The organism is Mucilaginibacter sp. SG538B (assembly GCF_013376065.1).
GTDB classification, from domain to species: domain Bacteria; phylum Bacteroidota; class Bacteroidia; order Sphingobacteriales; family Sphingobacteriaceae; genus Mucilaginibacter; species Mucilaginibacter rubeus.
Genome location: NZ_JABMJI010000004.1, coordinates 520,218 through 532,152, shown reverse-complemented (window position 1 = coordinate 532,152; position 11,935 = coordinate 520,218). Strand labels below are relative to the sequence as shown.

The window sequence follows — 11,935 nt, the reverse complement described above, 5'->3', positions numbered from 1 at the left end:
AACCTTTTGTAAATTAAGACTATCTTAATTTATATAACCACACGCCATGTTGAAACAAAGTATCAAGACCAACCTCTGTCTGCTTGCTTTTATCTTTTTCGCAAACATTGCTGCCGCGCAGGTTAAAAGTGATACCCCCGCCCCTTTTACGGACAAAGACATGGTGCAATGGGACTATCACTCAACAGTTATTGGCGAAGATTATACCATCTACGTACATTTTCCTCCGGGTTATGATACTACTAAAACCAAATACCCGGTATTATACATGACCGATGGCGACTGGAACATGACCGTTGCCATGAACTGCTTCAACATGCTCCGGCAGGATTATGAAACCACCGAAGCACTCATTGTGGGCATTGGTTACGGCAGCCGCTCAAACCAGCGCAGCCGTGATCTTAACCCCGCAACCGGCGGACCAAAGTTCATATCATTTATTGAGCGGGAAGTAATTCCTTTTATACAAAGCAAGTACCGTGTAACCGATAATAAAGCCTTATATGGCTATTCGTTTGGAGGTATGTTCACTACTATGGTATTGTTTGAGCATCCCAACCTGTTTAACATGATTTTCATAGGCGCTCCGGGCAACAGCGGCAGTGAACTGATCCCTTCGGCTAAAAAATACTTTGCCAATAATCATGACATTAACTGCAGGGTGTTTTTAGGCGTAGGTTCTTTTGAGCTCTTAACCAGCAAAAATATTCAGGATTTTAAAATCTACATGGAAAACCAGCATTGTAAAGGGCTTGATATTGCTACCGCGATCACCCCAAATGCCGGGCATGGGGCAGCATTGGCGCAAGTAATGCAAAACGCAATAAAATTTGCTTATTGCAGACAGCATAAGGCTATTAATATACCTGCAAAGCAATTGGAACAATATGAAGGTAATTACCAGATAGCAGGCGATGAAAAAAACAAATTCAAGACTTATGTTGCTGAAGGCAAACTATATTTCGTCCAAAATGATGCAATACCTATGGTAATTATACCATATGCAAAAGCATCATTCTTTATGTACGAAAATGAACGGGCCGATATTACTTTCCATACAGAAGGCAACAAAATGTACATGGTTTTCAGCTTTCCAAATGAAAAACCAACCCGGCTCGATAAAATAAACTAAACCTATTCTCCACCGCCCAGCAGCGCCGTTAAATCTGGGTGATACACGGGAGTTAAGAACTCCGTGACGGTAAATTCAGCAAGTTTATGCTTGTAAAACGGATCTTCGGTAATGATCTTCTCTATTTGCTCCCTTGAGCCTGCAAAGGCCAGGATAGCGCCACCCGTGCGCGGCACCTTAGGCCCCCAAACAACAAATACTTTTTCATCATAATATTTATTAAGATGCTTCAGATGGATCTCCATATAAGCATCAATCTCTTCAAGAGGGGCGATATACTTAAGATCGATGAAAAACATAAGCGTTAAGTTTTAATATTCGGTATTTGGAATTTACTTGTACTTCCAGTGCCTTGATTTACCTTCAGTAAGCCACTCAGCGGCGGTTTCCATACGCTTAAGGCGGGTGGCCTCGGTTTTGGCCTCGGTTATCCATTCAATATACTCTTTTTTCTGCGAGTAGCTGAATTGGTTCAGGTTTAACCAGGCTTGCGGATGAGCTTCTAAAAATTTCACGAAGTAGTCAGGTACTACCAGCTCGTCGCGTTGGGCGGGCGACTTTTTTTGGGAAGCCGGCCTCGGTTTATTGTCCTCATTTAAAGCTATCGCCTGTTGTATAAACTCGATAAGTACTTCCTTTGGAGGTAGGTCATCAATACTGGTCAGGCGGCCGAAGCTACCTGCAGCCTGATCGGCCAGGCTCAATACCTTTTGTGGGTCGTATAATAACGATGCCTTCCAAAAACCAAATGAGCAATGTTGTTTAAAAGCAGCCATATTGCAAACCACCCCTTTATAATCAAAAAAAGGCATGCTCCATTTCATGGTTTCAATTATCATAGGCGAGGCTTCATGCACCACAGCTCTCAGATAGTTTAAAATCGGCTTCGCAAATTCGGGCGATTTTTCGATGTAGGCATCAACCCGGTTATCGTAATGTTCCATAATTAAAGTTAGCGATTACAACAACTCCGGCAAAATGGATTTAAATACGCCCCGCCAAAACCAAGCGCGGACAAGCTCCTGCAAAAAAGGCCCGCTTCAAAAAGAAGCAGGCCTTAAAAATGTATTAACCATCTCACCCCTTCAGGGGCCGGGGGGCTTACGAATCTATTTTAGCGTATTTAGCGTTGCGCTCAATGAACTCGCGGCGTGGGGCAACTTCATCACCCATCAGCATACTGAAGGTATGGTCGCACTCGGCGGCGTTTTCAATGGTAGCGCGTTTAAGCGTGCGGGTTGCCGGGTTCATGGTAGTATCCCAAAGCTGGATATCGTTCATCTCACCCAAACCTTTATAGCGCTGCACGTGCACACTGTCTTCCTTGCCGGCACCTTTAAGGCGCTGAATAGCGGCATCGCGCTGTACGTCGTTCCAGCAGTATTCATACTCCTTACCTTTTTTAACCTGGTAAAGCGGAGGCGAAGCAATATATACATAACCGGCCTCAACCAGCTCCTTCATGTAACGGAAGAAGAAGGTAAGGATCAGCGTGGTGATGTGCGAACCGTCCACGTCGGCATCCGTCATGATGATGATCTTATGGTAACGGAGCTTGCTTAAGTTAAGGGCTTTATCATCTTCAGGCGTACCGCGGCTTACGCCCAAACCGGTGAACATGTTCTTGATCTCCTCGTTTTCGTAAATTTTATGCTCCATGGCTTTCTCCACATTCAGGATCTTACCACGTAATGGTAAAATAGCCTGATACTCGCGGTTACGGCCCTGTTTGGCGGTACCACCCGCCGAGTCACCTTCCACAAGGAATAGCTCGCAAAGGGTTGGATCGCTATTGGCACAATCAGACAGTTTACCCGGCAATCCCGAGCCTGTCATCACACTCTTGCGCTGTACCATTTCGCGCGCTTTACGGGCGGCGGCACGGGCGGTAGCGGCAAGGATTACTTTATTTACAATCAGGCGGGCTTCTTTAGGGTTCTCTTCCAAAAAGTTACCCAAAATTTCACCCACAGCTACGTCAACCGCGCCCATTACCTCGTTGTTACCCAACTTACTTTTGGTTTGGCCTTCAAACTGAGGCTCCTGAACTTTTACTGATATAATAGCAGTTAATCCTTCGCGGAAGTCATCGCCGCTGATCTCAACTTTTACGTTTTTCAGCAGGCCCTCTTTATCGGCATAAGCTTTTAAGGTACGGGTTAAACCGCGACGGAAGCCCGCGACGTGCGTACCACCCTCTATGGTGTTAATGTTATTTACATATGAAAAAACATTCTCGCTGTAAGTATCATTATACTGCAGGGCAAGCTCAACCGGGATGCCGCCCTTATTACCATCTACATAAATGGGCTCAGGGATGATCGATGTACGTGTTCCGTCCAAAAACTTAACAAACTCGCGCAAACCACCTTCTGAGAAAAACTCTTCGCTACGGAAAGTACCATCTTCCTGGGTTTCACGCTCATCGGTTAAACTCAGGCGAATGCCTTTGTTCAGGAATGACAACTCACGCAAACGGGCAGCAAGCGTATCATATTTATACTCGGTAGTGGTAGTAAAAATTTCCGGATCGGGTTGAAAGGTTTGGATAGTACCCGTTTTATCAGATACGCCAATTTCCTTAACCTCAAACATCGGCTTGCCGCGTTCGTATTCCTGGGTAAAGATCTTGCCTTCACGGTGCACAAGGGTCTTCACATGGGTTGATAATGCGTTAACGCAACTTACACCCACACCGTGCAAACCACCCGACACCTTGTAGGTATCCTTGTCAAATTTACCACCGGCGTGCAAAACGGTCATTACAATTTCAAGCGCCGATTTACCCTCTTTTGTATTGATACCCGTAGGGATACCACGACCGTTATCTGATACGGTTATGGAATTGCCAACATGTATAGTAACTTTTATATCATCGCAATAACCGGCAAGGGCTTCGTCGATAGAGTTATCAACTACTTCATATACAAGGTGGTGCAAACCTTTAACACCTGTATCGCCAATGTACATCGACGGACGCTTGCGCACCGCCTCTAAACCTTCTAAAACCTGTATGTTATCTGCTGAATAATTGGATTTATCCTGAATTTCTTCGCTCATATTTATTTAATGAAACAATCTTCAAAATTACAAAAAATACCCCAAATTAACGATTATTTGTGGATAAAAGTACAGTTGTGGAGAGTTGTCTGATTCAGAATTTACAGGATTTTAGGATTAACAGAATACCTTGTCTGAACTCGAATTTTATAGAATTTAAAGGATTTATAGAATTTGTTGTATTTCCAACCCTGGCAATGCATTAATAATTTTAAAGAATCCAGTTCATAAGTTCCGAAATCAAAAATCCGATATTCAAAATCATTAATGGCGTTGCCTGCGGCCGGGCTATCCGCTCATACGCCTGCAGGCATTACACTCAGGCCGGTATCCGCTACTATCCCTAACGCAAATTTACAGACCATAAAAACCTTTGAGGCAACCCAACCTTTGCGGCCTTAGCGCCTTAGCGTGAAAAAAATCTTCGTTTTCAAATAACGGGCCGCCGCAACAAACATCATCTGCACATTCGCGTATCTGAAATCTGCACATCTGATTATCTGCACATCCGATTAGGATACTTGCAATGAAAGATTATCTTTGTCAAAATTTTATAATAATTTTCAGATTGACAGAATGAAAACCAGTGCTTCAGTTTTAACCAAACTTACTTTAGGATTAGCAATTGCAGGTAGCGTTGCGGCCTGTACTCAAAATAAAACCGCCGATAAACCGGCTGCTGCAACCACAGCAACGCCTGATAAAGAAACTATTGTTTATGTAAACTCCGACTCTTTATTAAACAAGTACGATTACTTTAAGGATATGTCAAAACGCCTTGAAGAAAAAGGCAAAGCATCACAAACCGACCTGCAAAACCGCGGTCAGGCTTTTCAGCGCCAGGTTGCCGAGTACCAGAAAAATCAGGCTACTATGCCTGCCGATCAGCGCCAGGCTACTGAGCAACAGTTACAGCGTAAACAACAGGAATTACAGGGCTACTCTCAAAACGCAGGTGCCGAATTCCAAAACGAACAAGCCTCTGAAAATGCTAAACTGTATGATAAAATTGCCGACTTTGTAAAAGGTTATGCTAAAGAAAAAGGCTACAAACTGGTGTTAACCTATTCAAAAGCTAATCCAACCGTATTGTATGGTGATCCATCTTTAGATGTTACCGTTGACGTTGCCAAACGCTTGAACGAAGCTTACGCTAAAGACAAAAAATAATATACGATTTGAAAATTTGATGATGTAGTAATTTGAAAATTACAAGTCATTTTCAAATATTCAAATTGACACATTTTCAAATTAAAACCTCAACTTCGGTTGAGGTTTTTTAATTTAGGGCAATATGGAAAATACGGCACACGAAAAATTTATGCGCATAGCCATTGAGTTGGCCGAAGACAATGTAAAGCGCGGAATGGGCGGGCCTTTTGGGGCCGTAATAGTTAAGGACGGCATGATCATAGCCCGCAGCGCCAACCGTGTTGTGCCCACTAATGACCCTACCGCACACGCCGAAGTCTCGGTGATCCGTCTGGCCTGCCAGGAACTGGGAACCTATAATTTATCAGGCTGCGAAATTTATACCAGCTGCGAGCCCTGCCCCATGTGCCTGGGTGCCATTTACTGGGCCCGTATCGATAAAATTTATTACGCCAATACCAAAGCCGATGCGGCCGCGATAGGTTTCGACGATCATTTTATTTATGATGAACTGGGCTGCACCATGGAAAAACGCAAGCTCCCTTTTGTCCAAATCCTTCGTGATGAAGCGCTAACTGCTTTTAAGCTTTGGGAAACAACCGAACATAAAGATCATTATTAAATCACCCCTCTAAACGGCGTAGCCCTCATGAGCACTAAAAACAAATTAATTGCGAATAATCTCCCCTAAAGGGAAGACTTTTAAAATACATTACCCGGCTTTTAGAAGCACTATCCCTTTAGGGGAGGGTTGGGTGGGGCTATTCCTCTTCTTTTTCTTCAAAAAAATTATCTTTCAGGTCATCAATCTCGCGCCTGTCGGCCTTCGTGGGACGGCCCGTGCCACGATCACGCTTCAGTATCGGGGCATGGAACATTGATTTAAAGGCCTGGGTTTGTTCAACAGGAGTTATATCCTCGTAAAAATTGACAGCCGTTTTGGCGTCTACCCGGTTTTCCAACAAGCCGGTTACTTTTACAACCTTGCGTTCAATGCCCTTTGCTACCTGGTAAACATCGCCAATTTTCACCTCGTATGACGGCTTGATGTTTTTACCGTCCAGCTTGATGCGGCCGGCCTTACAGGCATCAGAAGCCAGCGTACGTGTTTTAAACACGCGGATGGCCCACAGGTATTTATCTATTCTCAGTTTCTCTTTTTCGGCCATAACATTCAATTGCTTTTATATTTACTGGCCAGGCGTTCGGCCAATGCATCAATATCATTTTTCCGGGCAAGCATAAGTACCCAATGTTCGGGAATACTTTCAAAACCATAAATTAAACCAGCCAATCCACCTGTTACCGCTGCGGTGGTATCGGTATCAAGGCCCAAATTTACAGATTTTAATACGGCTTCGCTATAGTTCGTTGTGGTTAACAAACACCAAATTGCCGCTTCAAGAGTATGCAGTACGTACCCGCTACTTTGTATCTCAGTTACAGGCAGCATGTAAATATCGCCTTTCAATAACCTGTCAAACAAGGCTATCTCATCAGGGTTAATAGTTGTTCCCTCTAAAAACGAAGACACTTCAGTCTTTACTTTCTGATAAACAGATTCAGGATCATTATTTGCCAGCAAGCTACGGGCAAACTCCAGGTAATAAAAACAAGCTATTACCGAACGCACATGTCCATGTGTTATAGATGATACCTCTTTTGCGATGGCAAAACGCTCTTTTACAGGCTTATCTTTTATGTAAAATAGTAGAGGCAGAATCCGCATTAACGAACCATTGCCATTTGATGATTCATCGAACTCACCGGCCAGATCGGGCCGTACTTTGTGTAAAACCCGTTCAATAGCAACTCGGGTTGCCATGCCTACGTCAAACACCTCTCCGCGCGCAGTCCATTGTTCGTTATATAACCAGTTAACAAAACTATCGGCAATTTTTTGCAAACTATAACCATCTGCTAAAACATCGGCGAGACAAAAAGTCAACGAACTATCGTCCGACCATGTACCCGGCGGCTGTCCATAAGTACCGAAACCGGTCATATCAGTTACCGGCTTTTTAGCAATGTCTTCCCGCGATTTAAATTCAACAGGAACACCCAGTGCGTCGCCAACGGCTACACCAAATAATACGTCTTTATAAAAATTACGATTCACAGTCACAAGGGCTAATTAACACAACATTTTTTAATATGCTGGCAAATCAACAACCGCAAAACTTCGTTTTTACAATTTACTTGGGCAGGTCTTTTTTAATGAACTTATGATAAAGGTATTCGGCATAACCAACACTAACATAATCCGGAAATTTCCAGTGTGGATAATAGCGCCTTTGGATGTATTTGAGTAAACTAAAAAACAAAACGCTTAAGATAAGCAGCAGTGCCACCGAAAGCAAAATAACTGCAAATAGTACTAAAGGGGTCATATTGGGAATAATTTGTTAACAGCAATAAATTAAAAGGTTAAAACAATTATACCAATATTCAGCTAAGCTAACAGATTGATATAATAAGCAGTTATACGATAAGTAAAGTGCTAATGTTTACTGTTTTATAAACTTATTTACCAACAACATTAACAAATAACAATAAATAAACGCTCTTTTAAAATCAAGTTATTTACCCAAAAATCTATTATACCAACCCCGGAATTATACCTATAAGCGCCCGTTGAAATAAAAAAAGTAAGCCTCCCCGACACTCGCTGTCCGGAAGGCTTTTGACACCTAATTAGTTTAAACGTTGGTTTCCGTTTATGTAAAATTAAAGTTTCCTTAATGTATTTTTATGCAGTATTAACTAATTGTCCGCATATTGTATAAATGTGTAATATCAAACACATAAAGCCCCAAATACTATACGCAACTTGTTATTATACTCAAAGCTTTCTCGCTGTAGGCTCAATATAGTATTAAAATAAAAGTTGGCTTACACTAAAACTAAAAGGTATTTTTACGAAAAACAACTACACCTAATGGCAAATCCAGTAGTTACCGACCGCTTACAGCACATTTTAGATAATTTAAAAAACACCTATACGGGTACTAATAATAACCAATCGGCAACAAAAGGAGCAGCGAGAGCAACATTTGTTAAAACCTGTTTAGATAAAATCATTCCTAGTGGATTAAGGATAAGTCAAGGGGGTGAAATCATTGATACTAATGGTAAACAAACTGGCGAACTCGATATAATAATTGAAAATGGATATTTGCCAAGCCTACCTATCTCAAACGGACATGACTCAAGGGTGTTTTTCTGCGAAGGTGTAGCTGCCGTTATAGAGGTTAAATCTAATCTTTCCAACCAATGGAATGAAGTTATTAAAACGGGGACTAAACTCAATGCGCTTGAAAGGAAAATATCCGGAGCTATTTCTATGAATGCAAGTGGAGGAACTATTATTATAGTGCCCGGTGCTGACTTTAGTAGAAGTGGGTTAGGGAAACGCTCATTCACCGGTAAAAGTATGTTAATAAAGAAAATTCCCTACTTCGTTGTAGGATATAATGGATGGGCTAACCATGAAACCTTAAGACAAAAAGTTTTTGAATCCAACGGGGTAGTTTCAGGCATTTTACAAATTGATATTGAACACTTTGTAAGCAACGAAATTTTTAATTTTAATGAAGGTGGTAAAGCAATGTCTTTACTACATTTTATAAATGCCATTCACGAATCGGCTTCCTGTATTAGTAACTTAACTTCTGATTTATTAGACTACGGAAGATAATCCTTCAGTTTGCGGTCGGTGTTATTCACCGCACCACTATTATGCCCTTATTAATAGGTAGTGTCAGAGGCAACTATGTGTGATACGGTGAATAACACCGACCACAGGCCAGCAATCCCTTCTTCCTTTCATGACATTCAATCTTTTAAAACATATTTCCTTAAAAATCCTTTAATTTGCCAAAAGTTTAATTTCACCAATGCAAGATCTTAAAAAACTGATTGAAGAGGCCTGGGAAGACAGGAACCTGCTGAACTATAATGAATACACCAACGCCATTGAAACCGTTATTGACCGTTTGGACAAAGGCGAGATCCGTGTGGCCGAACCCATTGGCACACGCTGGCATGTAAATGAGTGGATTAAAAAGGCGGTTGTTTTGTATTTCCCGACCAGGCAGATGGAAGAAATTAAAACCGGCCCTTTTGTTTTTCATGACAAAATGAAACTCAAAACGGATTACAAGCAAACCGGCGTTCGCGTGGTACCTCATGGTATTGCCCGCTACGGTGCCCACCTGGCCAAAGGTGTTATCATGATGCCATCGTACGTAAACATTGGCGCTTATGTTGATGAAGGCACCATGGTTGATACCTGGGCTACTGTAGGCTCATGTGCGCAGATTGGCAAACATGTACACTTAAGCGGTGGTGTTGGTATTGGTGGTGTTTTAGAACCGCTACAGGCTGCCCCGGTTATTATTGAAGATAACTGCTTTATTGGTTCACGTGCCATTGTTGTTGAGGGCGTACATGTTGAACATGAAGCTGTATTAGGTGCAAACGTGGTATTAACCGCATCAACCAAAATCATTGATGTTACCCACAGCACCCCGGTTGAATATAAAGGCCGCGTACCTGCCCGCTCAGTAGTAATTCCGGGTTCATATACCAAAAAATTTGCTGCCGGCGAATACCAGGTGCCTTGCGCCCTCATCATCGGTACCCGCAAGGAATCAACCGACAAAAAAACGTCATTAAATGACGCCCTGCGTGAAAATAACGTAGCGGTATAATTATAGATATGAGATATCAGATGTGAGATATGAGATTTTGCATGGTAAAGATTCCGGCAATACCTTTATTTCACATCTGCTATATTCCTCTGAGAATGCAGCATTTCTCACGTCTCATATCTCACATCTCATATCTAAAACATGAAGATAGGATACGATGCTAAACGGGCTTTTTACAATAATACCGGCTTGGGTAATTACAGCCGCTGGTTAATTAAAGGCATAGCGTCGCTCAATCTATCCAACCTTTTATATTTATATACGCCAAAGGCCAAAGCCAATCCGCGGCTTAATTTTATTGGCGATTATCCCAGCATTCGGACTGTTACCCCAAAAAGCAAATGGTTCACTTCATGGTGGCGTAGTAAAGGGATTATCAAAGATTTAAAACGTGATGGTATTGAATTGTACCATGGTTTAAGTCACGAGTTGCCTTCGGGAATCGAACATACCGGTATTAAGTCTGTTGTTACCATGCATGACCTGATCTTCATGCGTTATCCGAAACATTTTGGTGCAGTTAATTACCGTATTTACCTCGCTAAGGTTAAACATGCCTGCCGCGTCGCGGATCAAATTATCGCCATAAGCCAAAAAACCAAGGATGACCTTGTCGACCTGCTCAGCATCGCCCCTCAAAAAATAGAAGTTATTTACCAGGGATGTGACCCTTCATTTGCAATTGAACAAACCGCCGCGCAAAAATCGGCAGTAAAAGAAAAATATAAGCTGCCTAACCGCTTTATATTGAGCGTTGGCACTATTGAAGAACGCAAAAACCTGCTGTTAACCGTTAAGGCGTTAAAAAATGTGGATGACATAACGCTGGTAGTAATTGGCAAAGAAACCCGATACACAGAATTGGTTAAAACATATATAACAGCTAATAACTTAAACCACCGGGTAATATTTTTAAAAGACGTTACCTTTGCAGAGTTACCTGCTGTTTATCAGCTGGCATCAGTATTTGTTTACCCATCACGGTACGAAGGATTTGGTATACCGGTGTTAGAAGCTTTAAACTGCGGCACGCCGGTTATAGCAGCAACAGGCTCCTGCCTCGAAGAAGCAGGCGGGCCGGGCAGTCTTTATGTAAACCCGGATGATGATGCCGGTCTTGCCGAAAAACTAAACCAGGTGCTTAGTGATGATGGCTTAAGGCAAACCATGATAACCAAAGGCCGCGCTCACGCAGCTAATTTTACCGATGATAAACTAAGCCGGCAATTAATGCAGCTTTACCAAAATATTTTGAACCATGCTTAGAGACGAAGTAGCCAAGGCTTTTAAAATTGTACAAGAGGGTGGCATCATCCTTTACCCTACCGATACCATTTGGGGCATAGGCTGCGATGCCACCAATACCGAAGCCATTCAAAAGATCTATCGCCTGAAACAGCGCGATGAGGCCAAAAGCATGATCATTTTGCTGGATACCGAAAACAAGCTGGAAAGCTATATTAGCGAAGTAAACCCGCTGGCCTTTGAACTGATTGAATACGCAGAAAACCCTTTAACACTGGTAATGCCGGGCGCCAAAAACATTTCTCCGGCATTAATTGCTGCTGATGGCAGTGTGGGGATCAGGGTTGTAAAAGACACCCCTTTTTGCCAGCAATTGATTCAGCGTTTACGCAAACCATTGGTGTCAACATCAGCTAATATTAGCGGCAAACCCTCGCCGCAATATTTTTCGCAAATAGACCAGGAAATTATTGACGGTGTTGATTATGTAGTTGATTTGGAGCAGCACAGCAAGGAGATCAAAACACCGTCAACCATCATGAGGTTGGCCCCTGATGGCAGGTTTGAGTTTTTGCGTCGTTAACGATGGATTAGAGGCTGGAGATTAGCGATTAGTTAAAAAGGCATTTTTGAA

The 11,935-nt window shown here is 42.4% G+C and carries 13 protein-coding genes; 7 read left to right on the top strand and 6 right to left on the bottom strand.

Annotated elements, in window-relative coordinates; genetic code table 11:
* Window positions 1-46 precede the first annotated feature (46 nt).
* Complete coding sequence (locus tag FHW88_RS23345) at window positions 47-1,132, top strand: alpha/beta hydrolase (RefSeq protein ID WP_176628064.1); 1,086 nt, start codon at window positions 47-49, stop codon at window positions 1,130-1,132.
* A 2-nt stretch (window positions 1,133-1,134) separates the two neighbouring features.
* Here the strand turns inward: FHW88_RS23345 and FHW88_RS23340 are convergent, their stop codons facing one another.
* The 3 genes from FHW88_RS23340 to gyrB form a co-directional block, all read right to left on the bottom strand.
* Window positions 1,135-1,431, bottom strand: coding sequence for a YciI family protein (locus FHW88_RS23340; protein ID WP_176628063.1), 297 nt, complete (start codon window positions 1,429-1,431; stop codon window positions 1,135-1,137).
* Between the two features lie 33 nt (window positions 1,432-1,464).
* On the bottom strand, window positions 1,465-2,076 hold the full coding sequence (locus FHW88_RS23335) for a YdeI/OmpD-associated family protein (RefSeq protein ID WP_176628062.1): 612 nt from the start codon (window positions 2,074-2,076) through the stop codon (window positions 1,465-1,467).
* Between the two features lie 157 nt (window positions 2,077-2,233).
* Complete coding sequence (gene gyrB / locus FHW88_RS23330; protein WP_176628061.1) at window positions 2,234-4,192, bottom strand: DNA topoisomerase (ATP-hydrolyzing) subunit B; 1,959 nt, start codon at window positions 4,190-4,192, stop codon at window positions 2,234-2,236.
* Window positions 4,193-4,768: 576 nt separating this feature from the next.
* On the opposite strand from gyrB, the gene FHW88_RS23325 reads away from it, so the two are divergent.
* Window positions 4,769-5,362, top strand: coding sequence for an OmpH family outer membrane protein (locus tag FHW88_RS23325; protein ID WP_090528531.1), 594 nt, complete (start codon window positions 4,769-4,771; stop codon window positions 5,360-5,362).
* 124 nt (window positions 5,363-5,486) lie between these two features.
* Complete coding sequence (locus FHW88_RS23320) at window positions 5,487-5,966, top strand: nucleoside deaminase (RefSeq protein ID WP_090528535.1); 480 nt, start codon at window positions 5,487-5,489, stop codon at window positions 5,964-5,966.
* A 139-nt stretch (window positions 5,967-6,105) separates the two neighbouring features.
* Here FHW88_RS23320 and FHW88_RS23315 read toward each other — a convergent pair whose 3' ends face one another.
* The 3 genes from FHW88_RS23315 to FHW88_RS23305 form a co-directional block, all read right to left on the bottom strand.
* Window positions 6,106-6,513 carry an RNA-binding S4 domain-containing protein gene (locus FHW88_RS23315; protein ID WP_112657759.1) on the bottom strand — a complete coding sequence of 136 codons (408 nt, stop codon included), beginning with the start codon at window positions 6,511-6,513 and terminating at the stop codon, window positions 6,106-6,108.
* A gap of 5 nt (window positions 6,514-6,518) precedes the next feature.
* Window positions 6,519-7,463 carry an ADP-ribosylglycohydrolase family protein gene (locus FHW88_RS23310; RefSeq protein WP_176628060.1) on the bottom strand — a complete coding sequence of 315 codons (945 nt, stop codon included), beginning with the start codon at window positions 7,461-7,463 and terminating at the stop codon, window positions 6,519-6,521.
* A 76-nt stretch (window positions 7,464-7,539) separates the two neighbouring features.
* Entirely contained in the window at window positions 7,540-7,734 is a 195-nt protein-coding gene (locus tag FHW88_RS23305) for a hypothetical protein (protein WP_090528540.1), read from the bottom strand.
* A 548-nt stretch (window positions 7,735-8,282) separates the two neighbouring features.
* Between FHW88_RS23305 and FHW88_RS23300 the strand changes: the two genes are divergently transcribed.
* From FHW88_RS23300 to FHW88_RS23285, 4 genes are all read left to right on the top strand, one after another.
* On the top strand, window positions 8,283-9,041 hold the full coding sequence (locus FHW88_RS23300) for a DUF6602 domain-containing protein (protein ID WP_176628059.1): 759 nt from the start codon (window positions 8,283-8,285) through the stop codon (window positions 9,039-9,041).
* 199 nt (window positions 9,042-9,240) lie between these two features.
* A complete protein-coding gene (locus tag FHW88_RS23295; protein ID WP_090528546.1) occupies window positions 9,241-10,056 on the top strand; it encodes a 2,3,4,5-tetrahydropyridine-2,6-dicarboxylate N-succinyltransferase in 816 nt (271 codons plus the stop codon).
* A 141-nt stretch (window positions 10,057-10,197) separates the two neighbouring features.
* Complete coding sequence (locus FHW88_RS23290) at window positions 10,198-11,322, top strand: glycosyltransferase family 4 protein (protein ID WP_176628058.1); 1,125 nt, start codon at window positions 10,198-10,200, stop codon at window positions 11,320-11,322.
* Window positions 11,315-11,884 carry an L-threonylcarbamoyladenylate synthase gene (locus FHW88_RS23285; protein ID WP_091166671.1) on the top strand — a complete coding sequence of 190 codons (570 nt, stop codon included), beginning with the start codon at window positions 11,315-11,317 and terminating at the stop codon, window positions 11,882-11,884. Before FHW88_RS23290 ends, FHW88_RS23285 begins: the two co-directional genes overlap by 8 nt.
* Window positions 11,885-11,935: the final 51 nt, after the last annotated feature.

What these genes read in the sequence shown, in the direction of transcription:
- FHW88_RS23335 (WP_176628062.1), bottom strand. Translation starts at nt 2,076, where the DNA reads ATGGAACATTACGATAACCGGGTTGATGCCTACATCGAAAAATCGCCC.
- FHW88_RS23325 (WP_090528531.1), top strand. Translation starts at nt 4,769, where the DNA reads ATGAAAACCAGTGCTTCAGTTTTAACCAAACTTACTTTAGGATTAGCA.
- FHW88_RS23285 (WP_091166671.1), top strand. Translation starts at nt 11,315, where the DNA reads ATGCTTAGAGACGAAGTAGCCAAGGCTTTTAAAATTGTACAAGAGGGT.
- FHW88_RS23315 (WP_112657759.1), bottom strand. Translation starts at nt 6,513, where the DNA reads ATGGCCGAAAAAGAGAAACTGAGAATAGATAAATACCTGTGGGCCATC.
- FHW88_RS23295 (WP_090528546.1), top strand. Translation starts at nt 9,241, where the DNA reads ATGCAAGATCTTAAAAAACTGATTGAAGAGGCCTGGGAAGACAGGAAC.
- FHW88_RS23320 (WP_090528535.1), top strand. Translation starts at nt 5,487, where the DNA reads ATGGAAAATACGGCACACGAAAAATTTATGCGCATAGCCATTGAGTTG.
- gyrB (WP_176628061.1), bottom strand. Translation starts at nt 4,192, where the DNA reads ATGAGCGAAGAAATTCAGGATAAATCCAATTATTCAGCAGATAACATA.
- FHW88_RS23290 (WP_176628058.1), top strand. Translation starts at nt 10,198, where the DNA reads ATGAAGATAGGATACGATGCTAAACGGGCTTTTTACAATAATACCGGC.
- FHW88_RS23345 (WP_176628064.1), top strand. Translation starts at nt 47, where the DNA reads ATGTTGAAACAAAGTATCAAGACCAACCTCTGTCTGCTTGCTTTTATC.
- FHW88_RS23305 (WP_090528540.1), bottom strand. Translation starts at nt 7,734, where the DNA reads ATGACCCCTTTAGTACTATTTGCAGTTATTTTGCTTTCGGTGGCACTG.
- FHW88_RS23300 (WP_176628059.1), top strand. Translation starts at nt 8,283, where the DNA reads ATGGCAAATCCAGTAGTTACCGACCGCTTACAGCACATTTTAGATAAT.
- FHW88_RS23340 (WP_176628063.1), bottom strand. Translation starts at nt 1,431, where the DNA reads ATGTTTTTCATCGATCTTAAGTATATCGCCCCTCTTGAAGAGATTGAT.